Here is a 17,175-nt window from a genome sequence, read left to right on the forward strand (position 1 = left end):
CCGCCCCGTTTACCGCGCTGGAAAAGACAGTTCGCGGCGATAGCCGTCGGCGCTCGCCTCACCGCTGGCTTCGCCCTGCAATTGACGCGCGGCGGTCGCGACGAGCCGTGTTCCGAAGCCCGGCGTACCGTCGTCCTCAACCCCGGCGGCGCGGCCCGTTTCTCTCCATTCGAGGCTGACGAGGCCATCCTCCTCGCGCCAGCCAATCGCCAGCGATCCGTCCTCGACGCCAAGCGCCCCGTATTTGGCCGAGTTTGTTGCCCATTCGTGCAGGATGAGTGCGAGCGAAGTGAGCTTGTCATTCGACACGGCGACATTTTCCCCGTCCAAGGCCAGTTCCTGCCCGGCCATGTTCGGCTTCAGCACTGTTTCGATCAACTCGCGCAGTTCGACGCTGCCGTTTTCATTGGCGGGCGAATTGGTGAGAGCATGCGAGCGACCGAGCGCATAGATTCTCTCACGAAGACCGTCGGCGAAGCTTGAGACGTCATCCGCATCGCGCGCTGCGATCGTGACCATCGCAGCGATGACGGAGAACAGGTTTTTCACCCGGTGATTCATTTCCTTGATCATCAGTTCGCGCTGGTCCAGCAGTCCCTGCTCGGCCGAGACGTCGAAGGTGACTCCGATGAACTTTCGTTTCCCGCCATTGTTGATCAGCTTGCCGAGCCCATGCAGATAACGGATCTTCCCATTGCCCAGCGGCAAGCGGAATATCTCGTCGAAAACATGCGATCCTTCCATCGCCATCCGCAGGGATTTGTTGATCCGGTCGCGATCCTCGCTCGGGATTGTCTGCAGGATGTCCTGCATAGACGTGCCGGGGTCGTCTTCGGGAATATTGAGCAGCCGGCGTTCCGTATCGTCAAGCGTCGTGGTGTCCGTGCCCGGCTCATATTCCCAGATGCCGATCCGGGCGACTTCCAGCGCCAGACGCAGCCGCTCGCTCTCCTCGCGCAGCTCGCGTTCGAGCGTCAGCGTGCTGGTAACGTCGGTGAACACCAACGTGGCGCCGTCGATATCGCCGTCGAGAAGGCGATATGGCATGGCTCGCATGATGTACTCGGCATCGAGGATATCGGAAGACAGGGCGGACTCGGATACGCCTTCGCCACGCGCCGCCCGGCGTGCCTTATCCAGATAATCCTTAGTCTCGAGATTGGTGGGCAGATTGCCCAGCGGTTTCCCGAGAAACGCATCGTCGATCGGGAAAAGCTCCGTCGCCGCGTCGGTGTAGCTGCGGATATTCATATCAGCGTCCACCACGAGGACGGCAAGCTGCGTGCTGTCGAAGAAGTTCTTGAGGTCGGAATTGGCTGTCGTCAGCTGATCGACCTTGTTCTTCAGCTCGTCATTGACCGTGGTCAGCTCCTCGTTTGTCGATTGGAGCTCCTCGTTCATCGACATCATTTCTTCGTTCGAGCTCTTCAGCTCCTCATTCGTCGTTTCCAGTTCCTCGACGGTGGAGCGCAGGCGATGCCGCGTCGCGTGCAATTCTTCTTCGAGAAACTGGACCTGGCCGTCCCCCGCGTCGAAATCCTCGAAATCGTCCGCGTCTCCCTCCGGCTCCTCCTTCAGCTTGCCGGAATCCTCGATCACCAGCAGGAAAATGCCGTCGCGCACCTTCTCGCATGTCGCACGCGCTTCGAGCATTCCGAACTCGGTCTTAATTTCGAGGTTTCTTGCAATGCAGCGGCGACCGGTTTCGCGAACCCGTCGCATCAGCGGCATCACGATTTCGCGTAGCCCCGGTCGTGCCAGCGTCGGCACGTGTACGTTGCGCTCCAGCTTGTCGGGAAATTCGAGGTAGCGGCCTGCCGATCCCCAGCGCTCGACCAGCATACCTTCCGCATCCACCATCAGGCTCACCGGGGCATAGCGCTGCGCAATGAGCTGCAAGGCGTCGGTTTCGACGCGATTGACCGTCGGGCGCTCGGACGCAGATGCCAGTTCGCCACGCCTGCGCCGCGCGGCGTAGCGCATGTCCGATGGCAGATGCAGGTGATAGCTGCCCTTCACGCTCCGGCGGCGGAAGAGGCGCGCCGACTGATCGACCGTTTCGAAAAGGTCCTCGAACCTGCCGATCGCTTCCGATGATCCGAGGAACAGCGATCCATTCTGCTTCAGCGCGAAATGAAACCTGGGAATAACGGTCTTCTGCAATTCGTCGTCGAAATAGATCAACAGATTACGGCAGGAGACCAGATCGATGTTGGAATAAGGCGGATCGCGCATCACATTGTGCGGGCTGAAGCGCACCATGTCGCGGATGTAGGGCGATATGCCGAAATGATCCGTGCCGCCAACAATGAACTCGTCGCGATAGGCGGCTGGAATGCTCTCGATTGCGGACAGCGGGTAGGACGCCGCCCGCCCGATCTCCAGCATGCCTTCGTCGATATCCGTCGCGAATATCTGGATATAGGGGCGCGTGCCATGCTTGCGCGTGGCCATGCCGAACATCATGGCGATCGAATAGGCTTCTTCCCCGCTCGAACAGCCCGGCACCCAGACGCGGATTTCCTCCCCGTCCTTGCTCCTTGCGACCAGCGGGTCGATCACCAAATCTTCCAGTTTCTCGAACGCGATGCGGTCGCGAAAGAAGCTGGTGACGTTGATCAGCAAATCGCGGAACAGCGCCTCGCACTCGTTCTCGTCCTCGCGCAGCTGCGCGACATAGTGGCGCATATCGTCGAGACCGAGCACCTGCATCCGCCGGGCGACCCGGCGGCTGAGCGTATTGCGTTTATATTGCGAGAAGTCGTGGCCGATCACTTCGTGCAGCACGCCACAAAGATCATCCAGCTCATCGGCCTCGTACAGCTCGGTTTCCAACTCCTCCGCCAGCTTCGTTCCCAGCCGGAAGAAACTGTCGAGATGCTCTACGATCTGTTCCGGCTCGCTGACGATGTCGACAAGGCCGGTGCCAATGGCAGACGATGGCATTCCGTCATAGGCCGCAGTGTCAGGATCCTGCGCGATGCAGAGGCCGCCATGCTCCTTGATCGCACGCAGCCCGCTGCTGCCGTCCGCGCCCGTACCCGAGAGGATGACGCACGCAGCCTGCCCGCCCCGGTCCTTCGCGAGGCTTATGAAGAAATCGTCGATCGGCCGGCGCATTCCGCGCGGGTCCTTGAACTCCGTCAGGTTGAGGACACCATCGTCGAGCGCGAGCCCGTGGCCGGGTGGGATGACATAGACGTGATCGGGCTGGATCGCCTCTCCGCCGGTCGCCTGGGACACCTGCATGGAGGTGTAGCGCTCGAGCAGTTGCGCCATCAGCGATTCGTGATTGGGATCGAGATGCTGGACGACCACAAAGGCCATTCCGCATTTCCCCTCGAACCCGCCGAACATTTCGCGCAGCGCCTCGAGGCCGCCGGCTGATGCGCCGACGCCGACGATCGGAAATTCCTTCACCACATCGGCTCCGTCGGCCGATCCGTCCACTTGCGCCATATCCATCCTATTCGATCCTCGATCTGGCGATGATCGAGTGGCTCGAGGCCAATGTCTCGTAATTGCCCAAGAGAGCCAAGTTGTGCCTGTCCGTCAACCGGTTGATCTGGCGCAAATCCTCTTTCAATGCCCTGTCGTACAGATCGGGGTCGAGAGCTGTCGCGTCCTGGAAAGCAAATTGCGAGCCGAGCACGTAGCGTGCCTGTCCGCGCGTCGACAGTTTCGACATGTAAAGCAGGTTGAGGAACCTCTCGCCGCGTTTGGTGACGTTGGGCACGAGAAAGCGCCCATCGCCCGCGCCAGCCGTTTCGAGAAACGCACTCATGCGCGCCCGAACCGGACCCGCGCCGCCTTCGGGCTGCAGAAAACGGCAATTACGACCCAGTATATCCTGCGGCAGATAACCGCTCAGCTCGCAGAACTTCTGGTTCACACCGACAAGCGGCGAATCCTCCAGCGAGAGATCGGCAAGGGTGAGCGAGACCGAACTGCGCGCGAAGACATCCCTGAGGCCCTCGGGAAGATCGCCATCGGTAAACCAGTTGCTCATCGCCGGGCCATACAGCCGGCTGCGTATCGGTGCAATCGAACGTGGCGGCGATCACCGTATCGAGCAGCGCTGCTGAAAAGCTGGATGCCCCGCAAGGATTCGAACCTTGATTGACGGAGTCAGAGTCCGCTCTCTTACCGTTAGAGGACGGGGCAATACCGGTGGCGCGCGCCTCTATAGGGCGGGCCGATTCTGGTCAAGCCTTGTGCGGCAAGGTCAGTCTGCGGGCCGCCAGCGCACTTCGCGGCAGATGATGGTGACGCATCCTTCGACGCGCAGGGTGCCGCCGCTGCCGGGGCGAACCACGGCGCGGTAGGTGTTGCCGTCTTCCGGATTGTAGACGCGCCCGCGCCAGGCTCCATCGTCCCAGCGCAGGCCGGAAAGCACGTTGATGCCGAGGATCGGGCGACTGCGCAGATTGGGATCGTCATTGTGCCGGTCGCGATTGCTCTCTCCCGGCTTGTTGCGCACGATCCGCGTGATTTCGCCGCAGCGCGAATTGCCGCAGGGGCCGACGGTGATTTCGACATAGCCGCCCTGGTCGAGATAGACGCCGTCGATGCTCTGCTGCGCGGGCGCGGCGACGGGGGCGAGTGCCAGCGTGGCGGCGGCTGCGATAAGTGACCTGATCATATGTTTGCTACGCCTATCCTGTTGGTATGTGCCCTAAGCTGAACAGCTTGCCCCGCCCAGCACGCAGAAGCGCGCGCAATGCGGGTGATTGAGAGGGATCGCGCGGTCGGCCTCGGCCACAGTCGCGCCCATTTCGAAGCCAGGATCGTAAGGCAGCAAGGTGCAGGCGACCACGCGCGGGCACGCCTCACCCTTGCGGTGGACGACCATGCGGCTGGTTGCGCACATCTGGTCCGAAGGTGACTTGCCGAGAATATCCCAGCAGCCGGTGCTGATTTCCGGCACGTCGGCATGGGCGTCCATCTCGGGAAATAGGACCAGGCGCGACGGGTCGGCGGTGTCGACAGTAATGCCCTCGCCTTCGAACAGCAGGCGGTAGGCGTTGCGCGAAAGGGCGTCGGTCTCGCCCGCGAGATGACGCCCGGCGGCGGCAAGGGAGAACCCGTTGGCCGAAAGCCAGCGCATCCCGTCAAGCATGGGTTCCCACGAACGCGGTCCGCGCTCGGCCTCGTGCACCGCCTGCGTATGGTGGTCGATGGAGACGCGGATGGTGAGCCTGTCGCCATATGTCTCGCGCAGTCGCAGCAACTCCGCCTCGTGCCGCCGCATCGGCTTCATCGCATTGGACAGCACCAGCACCTCGTGCCCGCGCCCCAGCGCGTCCTCGACCATGGCGATGATCTCGGGGTTCATGAACGGCTCGCCGCCGGTGAAGCCGATCTCGCGCACGTCTCTCTCTGCGATCTCGTCGAGGAAGCGCGCGACATGCGCCGCCGACATGTAGATCAGCGCGTCATTGGTCGGGCTGCTTTCGATGTAGCAATTGGCGCAGGCGAGATTGCACAGCGTGCCGGTGGCGAACCACAGTGTGTCGAGCCGCTCCAGCGCGACGGAAGCGCGCGGCTCGCCCTTCGCCGTCACCAGCGGATCGGCAAATTTTTCGTGCGCCAGCCGTTCGGCCTCCACCGCGAAGGGGGACGCGCCTGCCGGGGCGTTTCGGGAAAGCGTGCGCGTAGCCATCAGAACATCCTGCGGATTTTCGCCAGCAGCGAAACCCACCTCTTCGGCCATGCGCCGAACACGATCGGCTCCCACGCGCTGAAAGCCGCGGCCTTCACGATTTCGGCGCGCGTCGGGTAGGAGACGATCGCGCCGCCCATGTCGAATGTGCCGGCCTTGCCGGTGATCATCTGGGTGAAGGGCAGCAGCAACTCGCCCGCATGCACGCCGCAAATGCTCGCGCCGACGACCTTCTTGCCCTTCAGCATCACCTTGGTGTGCCCCTTGGTCAGCCCTTCGGCGATGGCGCGCTCATTGTGATCAAACCCTTCGGTGACGACGCGCAGCTTCTCACCGTATTTCTCCCGCGCCTCGCTCTCGGTCATGCCGATCTGCGCGATTTCGGGCTCGGTATAGGTGCACCAGGGCAGCGCCTTGAAGTCGACCTTGGCTGGCAGGCCGAGCGCGATTTCGAGCACGGCGTTGGAGCCTTCATAACCGGAAACATGCGTAAGGCGCGGCCCCTCGCGGCAATCGCCGATGGCGTAGATGTGCTTCAGGCTGGTGCGGCGGCGCTCATCCACTTCGATGCCGTTCCTGCCGATGGCGATGCCGAGCTTTTCCAGTCCATAGCCCTCTGTGCGCGCCTTGCGGCCCACGGCGATCAGCAGATGCGTGCCGGTCACATCGTCGCCGCCATCGGTGCTGACGGTGATACCCCCGTCCGGCCCCTGCGAGACCCTTGCGGCGCGCCCCTTCACGAAACGCACGCCTTCCTTGTCCATCGTCGCCTTGACGATGGCCGCGCTGTCGCGGTCGTCACGGCCCAGCACTTCGCCCGGTTCCAGCACGGTGACATCGCTGCCGAGACGGCGGAAGCTCTGCGCCATTTCCATGCCGATCACGCCGCCGCCGATGATGACGAGATGGCCCGGCTGCTCTTCCAGATCGAACAGGTTTTCATTGGTGAGGTAAGGCACATCCGCCAGCCCATCGACCGGCGGCACGAAGGGCGCGCTGCCGGTGGCGATGACGATGCGCGGCGCCGTCAGTGTGCGCCCGCCGACCTCGACCGAATGCTTGCCGGTGAATTTCGCCCAGTCGCGAATGACTTCGCAGCCCATCTCCGTGAAGCGTTCCTCGCTATCATGCGGAGCGATATCGGCGATGGCTTTGTGAATATGCGCATGGACGCCCGACCATTCGACCTGCGGCGCGGCCAACTGCACACCAGCCCGCTTGCCTTCGCGCGCTTCGGCCGCGCGGCGGGCGCTGGCGATCAGCGCTTTGGACGGGACGCAGCCATTGTTCAGACACTCGCCGCCCATCTTGTTGCCTTCGATCAGCGCAACCTTCAGGCCGAACATCGCGCAGCCGCCCGCCGCGGTAAGGCCTGCGGCCCCGCCGCCGATCACGATAACGTCATGTGAGTATTTCATATATGGTCCCCGCCGTAACCCAGCCGGGCTGGGAAACGAAATGCTTCATGTCTATGGCCCCACCATTCGCTCGAAATGCAGGAACGGTTTCAAATGAATCTCGAAAATTCGCAGGACTATTACGGCAAGGTGCTCGCCAGCTCGGCAGATCTGCGCACCGATGCCTGCACCACATTCGCCATGCCCTCGGCCGATATCATCGCCGCGCTGAAGAACGTGCATGAGGATGTGAAGGCGCGCTATTACGGATGCGGGCTGGTGACGCCGCAAGCGCTGGCCGGATGCCACGTGCTCGATCTCGGCTCGGGCAGCGGACAGGACGTCTATCTGCTGGCCCAGCTCGTCGGCGCTGAGGGCAGCGTGACCGGCGTGGATGCGACGCCCGAACAGCTCGCCGTCGCGCGCGAACATCAGGACTGGCACGCCGAGCGCTTCGGCTATTCCAATACCCGCTTCCTCGAGGGCGATATCGAAAAGCTGGGGGATCTCGACCTGGAACCGGAGAGCTTCGACGTCATCGTCTCCAACTGCGTCATCAACCTGGTGGCCGACAAGGAAGCCGTGTTCCGCGCCGCGCACCGCCTGCTGAAGCCGGGGGGAGAACTCTATTTCTCGGATGTCTATTCCGATCGCCGTGTACCCGAGCATCTGCTGAGTGACCCGGTCCTGCATGGCGAGTGCCTGTCCGGCGCGCTTTATTGGGGTGATTTCGATCGGCTGGCCAAGGCGGCCGGCTTTGCCGATCCGCGGCTCGTTACCGATCGCCCGCTCGGCATCAACGATCGCGAAGTAAAGGCCAAGCTCGACGGCATCGAATTCGTGTCCGCCACTTACCGCCTGTTCAAGCTGGATGGGCTGGAGCCGCAATGCGAGGATTACGGCCAGGCCGTGCGCTACAAGGGCAGCGTGCCGGGTGAAAGCCGCGTCTTCGCGCTCGATGCGCACCACATGATCGAAGCCGGGCGGACCTTTCCGATCTGCGGGAACAGTTATCGCATGCTCGCCGAAACGCGCTTTGCCAAACATTTCGACTTCATCGGCGACTTCTCGAAGCATTACGGCGTGTTCCCCGGCTGCGGGACGGATGCGCCCTTCGGCCACTCGGACGAGACACCTTCGACAGCGCCCGCCACTGGCTCCGCCTGTTGCTGAACATACTCGTCACCGGAGCCGCTGGCCTGATCGGCGGCGAAGTCTGCGCGCGGCTGGCGGCGCACGGGCATCGCGTCACGGCCATGGTCCGCCGCAACCCCGAAGTGCGCGGCAATGATGGTGCGCTGGTAGAGGGGATCGAAACGCTTTCCGGCGATGTGACCCAGCCGCTTATGGGGCTGGAGCCCTCACCGCAGGACGTGGTGATCCACTGCGCCGCCAGCCTCGAATTCGACGCGTCCGAAGGAGATCTGCGCGCGATCAATATCGAGGGCACGCGCAATGCGCTGGCTTTCGCGGAGGAGGCCGGTGCAGCCTTCCTTCACGTGAGCACCGCCTATGTCTGCGGAATGCGGGAAGGCGCGATTGCCGAAGGGCCGGTGCCTGAAGGCACGCAGTTTACCAATCGCTACGAAGCGAGCAAGGCTGCTGCTGAGCGTGTAGTGGCCGAGAGCGGCCTGCCCTTCGCCGTGGCCCGCCCTTCCATTGTGCTGGGCGACAGCGAGAGCGGCGCGATCCGGGATTTCCCCTCGCTCTGCAACGTTTTCCGCCTGATGGCGCGCGGCAAGGTGACGGTGTTTCCGGCGGCTGACGGCTCCACGCTCGATCTCGTGCCGATAGACCATGTCGCAGGCGGCATCGTCGCGCTGGCGGAACGGATGGGGGAAGCGAATGGCGGGCACTATCACCTCGTTGCAAATGACCCGCTACCGGCAGCGGCGCTGGCGCATGGCGTGGCACGCGTTGCGCACTTTCCGGACCCGCGTGTCGTCGCGCCCGAGCACTACAATCCCGCCGAATTGCGCGGGGCGGAGCGGATGTTGGCGGCGCGGATGCTGGGAACATTCGGCGCCTATTTCACCCGCTCGCCGCGCTTCGAGGATGCGCGCTTTCGCGAGGTCACCGGCCTCGCCTGCGCGCCGACGGACGATGCCTGGCTCGACCGCCTCATCGCCTATGGAATAGAGCGGGGCTATCTGCCCTCCGCCTGATCGCCGGATCGTCTAGCGCACATCGGGATAATACTGCTCCAGCCGCTTCTTCGCGCCGAGGCCCCAGAGAATTCCGACTTTCAGATAAATCCAGTTGGCCTTCACCGCGCCCCACTCGGCGATGCGGCGGTCCGAGGTCTCGATGGTGCGGCGGACCAGCTTGACCCGGCCGAAGCGCGTCATGCGGATGCAGAGGTCCGCTTCTTCCATCACCTTCGCCTGCGGATCGCAGCCGCCGCATTCCAGGAATTGCGCGCGGCGGAAAAACATCGCGTGATCGCCGAACAGCAGGCGGCAGCCCTTCACAAAAAAGTGCGGACGAAAGAGCAGCGGCGCGTACCAGGTCTTGGCAAAATTGTGCGCCGTGGTGCCCCAGCGCGTCTTTTCCGGCCCGCGCAGTATTGGGGTGAACCCTGCAAGCGCTATGCCACCGTCCTGCAATGTGTCCGCGATGACGGCGACCATGTCGCGCGGCGGTTTGGTGTCGGCATGCAGGACGACGACCAGCTCGCCCCCTGCTGCCTCGACCCCGGCATTGATCTGCCGCCCGCGACCGGCCGCGGTTTCGACGATGCGCCACCCGGCATCGCGCGCCAGCCTGACCGAAGCATCCTCGCTCCCTCCATCGACCGCAACCACCTCCAGCGGCTGCGGAGCGAGTTCGACGAGATGCGAAATGAGCGCAGGCAGAGCGCGCTCCTCGTTCAGCATCGGGATGACGATCGAGACGGTCATGCCGTTAAATCGGGCCAGCGGTCAAGATCCTCGGGCCGGTCGCAGTCGCTGAGCGTTTCGAGGACGCGATAGCGCACTTCTCTGTCCCTCAGCGCCCTTTCGGTGTCCCTCAGCACCGTTTCCGTGCCCCACGCCATATCGGCGAAAAGAAACGGCATTTCTTGCGTAAAACCAAGCAGATAGTAACCGCCATCTGCCGCCGGACCGATCACAGCATCATTTTCGCCCAACGCCTTTGCAGCTTCACGCAGATGCCGTGCGGCCAGATCCGGCACATCGCCGCCGAGCAGAATTGCCGGAGCCGGAACGCGGCCCAACCGCTCGCCGAGATCGCCCTCCCCCTGCTCCTCCAGCGGCACGTCATCGCCCAACCATTCGGTAAACGCACCGTGTTCTGCCCCAGTCGTCCAGACTGCGAAGGGCAGTCCACTTTCGCAGATGGTTCCGAGCGTCCGTTCCACCAGTCGGCGGTGTAGGTCGGCCGCCCCCTCTTCGCCCAGAGCGGGAATCAGCCGCGTCTTCGCCAGACCCGGCCGCGGGTACTTGGCGAACAGCGCGATTGTGGGAGGCGGCGTCATCCCCGCCGTCCTACCCGGCGGCCACCTTGTGTCAAAGCCATGTCTCGTCTAGCCTGATATCAGGTTCCCGCTCTTTCGGCGGGTGAGATTTTGGAAAGAAAGTCATGGCGGATCACTCTCCGCCGGATGGACGCGACAGGGCCGGTGGGTCGGCAGGCAAGCGCAAGAGCCGCCACCCCGATGCGAAACAGGGCCGCAAGCGCGCTCCCGGCGATGGCAGGACGAAAGGCCCATCCCCCGGCGGATGGCGTCGGCCGCCGCACCAATCCTATCGGCAGGCCTATGCGGCCATCGACCTCGGCACCAACAATTGCCGCCTGCTCATCGCGCGCCCCTCCGACGAGAATTTCGTCGTGATCGACGCCTTCAGTCGCGTGGTGCGCCTCGGCGAAGGCCTGGCGCAGACCGGACGGCTGTCCGACGCAGCGATGGACCGTGCGCTTGGCGCCCTCAAGGTCTGCGCCGACAAGCTGCGAAAGCGCGGCGTACATCTCGCGCGTTCGGTGGCCACCGAAGCCTGCCGCCGTGCCGAGAACGGCGAGGCTTTTATCGAGCGGGTGCAGGATGAAACCGGCATCGTGCTCGACATCATAAGCGCGCAGGAAGAAGCGCGGCTCGCCGTGCTCGGCTGTCACATCCTGCTGGAAGACGGGCGCGGCCCGGCGGTCATTTTCGATATCGGCGGCGGATCGACCGAGCTGGTGCTGATCGAGCCGGGCGCGCCCGTTCCACGCATTCTCGACTGGCAGAGCGTGCCCTGGGGCGTGGTTTCGCTTACCGAAACGGTCGGCCAAGAAACCGGCGGTGAGGCCGCGCGGCTGGCGCGCTATGCCGAAATGAAGCGGCTGGTCCGCGAAAGCTTCGCCGAGTTCGCCGAACGGATCGAGCAGCACAAGGCACAGGATCAGCGCCTGCTCGGCACCAGCGGCACCGTCACCACGCTTGCTTCCGTGCATCTCGGCCTGCCGCAATACGATCGCAAACAGGTGGACGGTCTGATCGTGCCGACCGATGCGATGCGCGAAATTTCCCAGCGCCTTGCCGCCATGTCGCCCGCCGATCGCAGCCAGCTCGATTGTATCGGCCAGGACCGTGCCGAACTGGTCGTAGCGGGTTGTGCAATCCTCGAGGCCATCCTCGAAATATGGGACGCACCACGCCTCGGCGTTGCGGATCGCGGCATTCGCGAGGGCATCTTGCGCAGCCTCATGTCGACCGATGCGGAAGGCATGGAAACGCAGGCTGCGCTGCGCCGCCTCAAGCAGGGAACCGCAGGACAATGAGCCGTTCCGGACAGGACTCCCAGCGACGGCTCAAGAGCTCCAAGAAGCGCAAAGCCAGCTCGCAGCGCTGGTTGGAGCGGCAGCTGAATGACCCTTATGTGAAAAAGGCAAAAGACGAGGGCTGGCGAAGCAGGGCGGCCTTCAAGCTGATCGAGCTCGACGATCGGTTCGGACTGGTCAAGGGATCGAAGCGCGTCGTCGATCTCGGCATTGCGCCCGGCGGCTGGGCGCAGGTCGTCCGCAAACGCGCGCCACAGGCGACGGTGGTCGGCATCGACTATCTCGAAACCGAACCGATCGACGGCGTTACGATCCTGCAAATGGACTTCATGGACGAGGGCGCGCCCGCCGCGCTGGAGGAGGCGCTGGGCGGCCCGGCCGATCTCGTCCTGTCGGACATGGCGGCGAACACAGTCGGTCACAAGCAGACGGACCACTTGCGGACCATGGCGCTGGTCGAGGCGGCCGCGTGGTTCGCCGTCGAGAATCTGACCAAGGGCGGCGCATTTCTCGCCAAGGGGTTTGCGGGCGGGACGGACAAGGATCTGCTCGATCTGCTGAAGAAGCACTTCACGAGTGTCAAACACGCCAAGCCCCCCGCCAGCCGCAAGGGATCGAGCGAATGGTATGTGGTGGCGCAGGGCTTCAAGGGTCGCTCCGACGCCTGATGCGCAAAGAAAAAGCCCCGGCGCTGACCGGGGCTTTTTCTTTGCGCAGACGAAGGCGATCAGGTGCCGGGATTTTCCGCCACGGGCTGCTCGTCGCCCATCGCACCGGCTGCCTCGATGGCCGAGGGATCGGCACCGTCGACTGCGCCCGGACCTTCACCCGGCGCATCGACCTCGTCGCCAGCTTCGGTCTCGGCTTCGACATATTCGGGGAGTGCAAGATTGCTGCCGTTCTGGTTCATATACAGCATGACGTTGGCCCGGTCTTCCGCGCTGCTGAGTCCGGCGAAGCTCATCTTCGTGCCATTGGCGTAACCGCGCGGGCTGAGAAGCCAAGCGCTCATTTCTTCCCAAGTCCAATTGCCGCCCTTTTCGGCGAGCGCGCTGGAATAGGCGAAACCCGCATCCTGCCCGGCGATGGGCGATCCCATCACACCGTGGAGATTGGGGCCGATACCGGCCGGTCCGCCTTGGGCGATCGAATGGCAGGCCGTGCATTTGGCAAACACGGCCTCACCTGCCTCTGCGGAGCCTTCCGCCAGAAGCTGTGCCAGCGGCGGTCCGCTATCGGCGGCCGCGCCTTCTTCAGGCGCATCGATGCAGTAGCCACAAACCTCAGGCGGCTCCGCGTTACCGCCATGGAAATACATTCCGGCGACGATGGAACTACCCAGCGCGATGCCGCAGCTGGCGAGAACCCAGCCAAAAGTGGTATTGAGACGGTCGTTCATGATTGCAGTCGTTCTTCAGCCATTCCGGTGTGTGAGCGCGCTCTAATGTCCAGCGGCTAGGCGCGCAAGGGCGTAAAGCGGCTTGTTCGCCTGCCGCAGCGAAGCTAGCGACGCAGGCGATGGACAGCTTCCCAGCCCCTGCCAGAGAAATGGTCGAAACCATGCGGCGTTCCGCAGCAGACGAACCCGCGCGCGCCATCGCGTTCCAGGGCTCGCCCGGCGCCAATTCCCACAGCGCGGCGATGAATTGGGCGCCCGAAGCACTGCCGCTGCCCTGTTTCAGCTTCGCCGCCGCCATAGACGCGGTGAAGAATGGCGATGCGGGTTGCGCGATGATCCCGATCGAAAATTCGCAGGCCGGGCGCGTGGCGGACATCCATTTCCTGCTGCCCGAAAGCGGCCTGTCCATCGTCGGCGAATATTTCATGCCGATACACCACGCGCTGATGGCGCTGTCCGACGGTCCGTTCAAGGCGGCCTACAGCCACCCGCATGCCCTCAGCCAGAGCAGGCATTATCTGCGGGAGCGCGGCATCGTCCCGCTCAGCCACGCAGATACGGCAGGCGCAGCGGCCCATGTGGCGCAGGCCGGCGACCCGGATATTGCAGCGATCGCACCCGAAATCGCAGCCGATCTCTACGGCTTGAAAATCGTCGACCGCAATGTCGAGGATACAACCGACAACACCACCCGCTTCGTCGTGCTGGCGAAGGATCCACTCGATCCTGCAACGCTGGCCGGTCAGGATGCGATGACCACCTTCGTCTTCGCTGTGAAGAACATTCCTGCCGCGCTTTACAAGGCGATGGGTGGTTTTGCGACCAATGGCGTCAACATGACCAAGCTGGAAAGCTATCAGAAGGGCGCGAGTTTTGCCGCCAGCATGTTCTTTGCCGATATCGTCGGCGCGCCGGGCGATCCGGCGGTCGACCGTGCATTGGAGGAACTTGCCTTTCACTGCGAGGAGGTCCGCATGTTCGGCAGCTATCCCCTGGCGCGCAAGCGGGGCTGACGGATGGTGAATGCCAAGGCGTTGCGTCGTGCGCGCCGCCATGTCACACAGCCCTTGTGACGACGGGTCAGGGGACAGATGCGCTACCGGCGCGAGGGGACGATTTTGCGCAGGCCTGGCGCGAGATGCGCGCCGACGACTCCATCCAGTTCGCCGAAGTCGATATGCCCGATCAGCCGCCGCCACCCGATTGGCTGGTGCGTTTCATGGAATGGCTCGCCACGGTGTTCGAACCCGTGGGCCTCCTCTTCGTCGCCATGTGGCCGGTCCTTATGTGGGTGCTGATCGCCGCTGGCGTGGCGCTGCTCGCTTTCGGGCTATGGCGCACCTTCGCGCCCGAAGCAGGTGCCCGTCGGCGCAAGCGCGCGGCAGAGGAGGAGGCCTGGGTCCCCGATGAGCGCGAGGCGTTGGCCCTGCTGGAAGAGGCGGATCGCCTCGCTGCCGAGGGCCGCTATGACGAGGCGACGCACTTATTGCTCAAGCGGTCGGTCGGCCAGATCGCCGAGGCAAGGCCCGATATCGTCGAGCCGTCGAGCACAGCGCGCGAACTCTCGGCAGAGCCGCGCATTCCCGACGATGCGCGCACCGCTTTTTCGGTGATCGCGGGGCGGGTGGAACGCAGCCTGTTCGCGCTCACCAAATTGTCTTCCGACGATTGGGCGGCGGCGCGTGCGGCCTATGCCGAATTCGCCTTGCAGCAAAAGGCGCTTGCCGCGTGACCCGCCAGCGCAGCCCCTTCCGTCCCGTCGTGGTGCTCGGCCTGCTCGGTGTCGGCGTGTTCGCGTTTCTCCTAATGCTCTACGCGCTCGCGCAGGGCTGGACGGGACAGAACGAACGCGATGGCGGCGCGCATGCCGCGTCCAACGGACTGACGGGCTATGCAGGTCTTGCTCAGATGCTGGAAGGCAGCGGTTACGATGTCGAGCTGTCCCGCGCACGGTCGTCTTACGACAGTTACGGGCTGCTCGTTCTGACCCCGCCGCTCTATGCGGATCCCGAAGAGCTTGCCGAGATCATCGAGCAGCGGCGCGATGCCGATACCGGGCCCACTCTGGTCATCATGCCGAAATGGGCTGCATTCGCCATTCCCGAACAGATGGATGTCGAGGCCGAGGAAGGCTGGGTGTTCATATCCGATGCGACCAGTCCCGACTGGTTTTCGGACCTCGCTTTTTTCGATGGCGGAGAACTGGCCGTCGGCGAAACGGGCGGATGGAACGCCTTTGGTGACAATGGCTCCGTGCCCGATGGCGAGCGTGTGCAGGCCCTGACCGAGCAGCCCGACCGGGCGCTTGGCGCCGTGGTGCTGGACAGCGAAGGCGACCTGCTCGCCGGAACCCTGCCGCCGCAGTGGGAAGGCGGCGATTACGATTATGCGCCCTATCCCACTGTAGTCGTCTTCGAACCCGACCTGATGAACAATTACGGTCTGGGAGAGCAGGAACGCGCTCGGCTAGCCATGCAGCTAGTGGAAACGGCCATGGGCGGCGAGCCCGACCTGCCCGTCATCTTCGACCTCACCCTGCCCGGCCTAGGCGCGAGCGAGAACCTGCTCACCCTCGCCTTTCGCCCCCCGTTTCTGGCTGCGACATTGTGCCTGTTGCTTGCGGCGCTGGTGATCGGCTGGCGCGCTTTCCGCCGTTTCGGCCCGCCCGTGGCCGAGGCACCTGCAATGGCGCGCGGCAAGCGCCAGCTGGCGCAGAACGGCGCGGCGCTGATCGCTCGGGTGAAGCGCTTCCACCTGCTGGCGGATCCCTATGCCGCGCTGATGGGCAAGCGGATCGCCGACTCGCTCGGCATTCGGGAGGCCAATCCCGAGCTTCGGGCGAACGCAATCGACGCGGCGCTGGAACGGCGCGGACATGACGGACCCGGCTTCGCCGCGCGGGCCGACATCCTGCGCAAGGCCGACAGCCCCGGTGACATCATTCGCGCCGCGCGCGCACTCAAATCCCTCGAAAGGACGCTGAATCAATGACAATGACCCTTGAACAGACCGCCGAGCTTGCGGGTGCGATCCGCAGCGAAGTGGGCAAGGCCATCGTCGGCATGGACGACACGATCGAACACCTGCTGATTGCGCTTGTCGCGCAGGGTCACGTCCTGCTCGAAGGCCCGCCGGGCACGGCCAAGACCTTCCTTGCCAATTGTTTCGCCCACGCCACGGGCCTCGATTTCGGGCGCATCCAGTTCACGCCGGACCTGCTGCCTGGCGACATTCTCGGCTCCAATCTGTTCAACTTCCAGACCAGCCAGTTCACCCTGACGCGCGGACCGATCTTCTGCGAACTGCTGCTGGCGGACGAAATCAACCGCACGCCGCCCAAGACGCAGGCGGCGCTACTGGAAGCCATGCAGGAACGTCGGGTGACGCTCGATGGCGAAAGCCACGCGCTCGGCGATTTCTTCATGGTGGTGGCAACCCAGAACCCGATCGAGAACCAGGGTGTCTATCCGCTGCCCGAAGCCCAGCTCGATCGTTTCGCCTTCAAACTGCTGATCCCTTATCCAAGTGCCGAGGAAGAGGCGAAGATCGTCTCCCGTTTCGGCGAGCGCAGCGGGCCGCAGAAGCCCGCCGATTTCGGAATTGCGCAGATTGCCTCGCCCGACGCCATCGCCGGCGCGCAGGCCGCCGTGAAACAGGTTACGCTGGCGCCTGAAATCATCGAATATGCCGTGTCGCTCGTGCGCGCGACCCGCGAAAGCGCCGATCTGGCGGGCGGTGCATCTCCGCGTGCAGCCGTGCTGTTGTCCAACGCTGCGCGGGCCCGCGCAGCATTGCAGGGCCGCAATTACGTGATCCCCGACGATGTGAAGGCCTTGGCGACAGCAACGCTGCGACATCGTCTGATGCTCTCTCCGGCGGCCGAGATCGAAGGCAAGCTGGTGGAAGATCTCGTTTCCGGACTGATCGACGAAACCGAGGCGCCGCGCTAACTCACG

16 protein-coding genes and 1 tRNA gene are annotated in these 17,175 nt (G+C 63.8%); 8 read left to right on the plus strand and 9 right to left on the minus strand.

Annotated elements, in window-relative coordinates:
- Positions 1–9: 9 nt before the first annotated feature.
- From D6201_RS07460 to D6201_RS07485, 6 genes are all read right to left on the minus strand, one after another.
- Complete coding sequence (locus D6201_RS07460) at positions 10–3,465, minus strand: chemotaxis protein CheB (protein ID WP_242447476.1); 3,456 nt, start codon at positions 3,463–3,465, stop codon at positions 10–12.
- Between the two features lies 1 nt (position 3,466).
- Positions 3,467–4,009, minus strand: a complete 543-nt coding sequence (locus D6201_RS07465) for a PAS domain-containing protein (RefSeq protein WP_120048221.1) — start codon at positions 4,007–4,009, stop codon at positions 3,467–3,469.
- Positions 4,010–4,090: 81 nt separating this feature from the next.
- Positions 4,091–4,164, minus strand: a tRNA-Gln gene (locus D6201_RS07470).
- Positions 4,165–4,225: 61 nt separating this feature from the next.
- Positions 4,226–4,642: a DUF2147 domain-containing protein gene (locus D6201_RS07475; protein WP_120048222.1), complete on the minus strand. Its 417-nt coding sequence runs from the start codon at positions 4,640–4,642 to the stop codon at positions 4,226–4,228.
- Between the two features lie 33 nt (positions 4,643–4,675).
- A complete protein-coding gene (locus D6201_RS07480) occupies positions 4,676–5,662 on the minus strand; it encodes a radical SAM protein (RefSeq protein WP_120049281.1) in 987 nt (328 codons plus the stop codon).
- Positions 5,662–7,080: a dihydrolipoyl dehydrogenase family protein gene (locus tag D6201_RS07485; protein WP_120048223.1), complete on the minus strand. Its 1,419-nt coding sequence runs from the start codon at positions 7,078–7,080 to the stop codon at positions 5,662–5,664. Before D6201_RS07485 ends, D6201_RS07480 begins: the two co-directional genes overlap by 1 nt.
- A 93-nt stretch (positions 7,081–7,173) precedes the next feature.
- Between D6201_RS07485 and D6201_RS07490 the strand changes: the two genes are divergently transcribed.
- Positions 7,174–8,232 carry a methyltransferase domain-containing protein gene (locus tag D6201_RS07490; RefSeq protein ID WP_120048224.1) on the plus strand — a complete coding sequence of 353 codons (1,059 nt, stop codon included), beginning with the start codon at positions 7,174–7,176 and terminating at the stop codon, positions 8,230–8,232.
- Positions 8,226–9,224 carry an SDR family oxidoreductase gene (locus D6201_RS07495; RefSeq protein WP_120048225.1) on the plus strand — a complete coding sequence of 333 codons (999 nt, stop codon included), beginning with the start codon at positions 8,226–8,228 and terminating at the stop codon, positions 9,222–9,224. Before D6201_RS07490 ends, D6201_RS07495 begins: the two co-directional genes overlap by 7 nt.
- A 12-nt stretch (positions 9,225–9,236) precedes the next feature.
- On the opposite strand, the gene D6201_RS07500 is transcribed toward D6201_RS07495, so the two are convergent.
- Complete coding sequence (locus D6201_RS07500; RefSeq protein WP_120048226.1) at positions 9,237–9,959, minus strand: glycosyltransferase; 723 nt, start codon at positions 9,957–9,959, stop codon at positions 9,237–9,239.
- Positions 9,956–10,537: a TIGR04282 family arsenosugar biosynthesis glycosyltransferase gene (locus D6201_RS07505; protein WP_120048227.1), complete on the minus strand. Its 582-nt coding sequence runs from the start codon at positions 10,535–10,537 to the stop codon at positions 9,956–9,958. Before D6201_RS07505 ends, D6201_RS07500 begins: the two co-directional genes overlap by 4 nt.
- A 104-nt stretch (positions 10,538–10,641) precedes the next feature.
- On the opposite strand from D6201_RS07505, the gene D6201_RS07510 reads away from it, so the two are divergent.
- Positions 10,642–11,820 carry a Ppx/GppA phosphatase family protein gene (locus D6201_RS07510; RefSeq protein ID WP_120048228.1) on the plus strand — a complete coding sequence of 393 codons (1,179 nt, stop codon included), beginning with the start codon at positions 10,642–10,644 and terminating at the stop codon, positions 11,818–11,820.
- Complete coding sequence (locus tag D6201_RS07515; protein WP_120048229.1) at positions 11,817–12,488, plus strand: RlmE family RNA methyltransferase; 672 nt, start codon at positions 11,817–11,819, stop codon at positions 12,486–12,488. Before D6201_RS07510 ends, D6201_RS07515 begins: the two co-directional genes overlap by 4 nt.
- A 59-nt stretch (positions 12,489–12,547) precedes the next feature.
- Here D6201_RS07515 and D6201_RS07520 read toward each other — a convergent pair whose 3' ends face one another.
- On the minus strand, positions 12,548–13,219 hold the full coding sequence (locus tag D6201_RS07520; RefSeq protein WP_120048230.1) for a c-type cytochrome: 672 nt from the start codon (positions 13,217–13,219) through the stop codon (positions 12,548–12,550).
- A gap of 119 nt (positions 13,220–13,338) precedes the next feature.
- Here D6201_RS07520 and D6201_RS07525 point away from each other — a divergent pair, with 119 nt between their 5' ends.
- The 4 genes from D6201_RS07525 to D6201_RS07540 all read left to right on the plus strand — a co-directional run bounded on the left by D6201_RS07525 (position 13,339) and on the right by D6201_RS07540 (position 17,169).
- Positions 13,339–14,232, plus strand: a complete 894-nt coding sequence (locus D6201_RS07525) for a prephenate dehydratase (RefSeq protein ID WP_120048231.1) — start codon at positions 13,339–13,341, stop codon at positions 14,230–14,232.
- A gap of 125 nt (positions 14,233–14,357) precedes the next feature.
- Positions 14,358–14,951 (plus strand): hypothetical protein, encoded by a 594-nt coding sequence (locus D6201_RS07530; protein ID WP_120048232.1) that lies wholly within the window; start codon positions 14,358–14,360, stop codon positions 14,949–14,951.
- Positions 14,948–16,210, plus strand: a complete 1,263-nt coding sequence (locus tag D6201_RS07535; RefSeq protein ID WP_120048233.1) for a DUF4350 domain-containing protein — start codon at positions 14,948–14,950, stop codon at positions 16,208–16,210. The genes D6201_RS07530 and D6201_RS07535 overlap by 4 nt, the downstream gene beginning before the upstream one ends.
- Positions 16,207–17,169: an AAA family ATPase gene (locus tag D6201_RS07540; protein WP_120048234.1), complete on the plus strand. Its 963-nt coding sequence runs from the start codon at positions 16,207–16,209 to the stop codon at positions 17,167–17,169. Before D6201_RS07535 ends, D6201_RS07540 begins: the two co-directional genes overlap by 4 nt.
- Positions 17,170–17,175: the final 6 nt, after the last annotated feature.

The organism is Aurantiacibacter aquimixticola, from assembly GCF_003605475.1.
Taxonomy (GTDB): Bacteria; Pseudomonadota; Alphaproteobacteria; order Sphingomonadales; family Sphingomonadaceae; genus Alteraurantiacibacter; species Alteraurantiacibacter aquimixticola_B.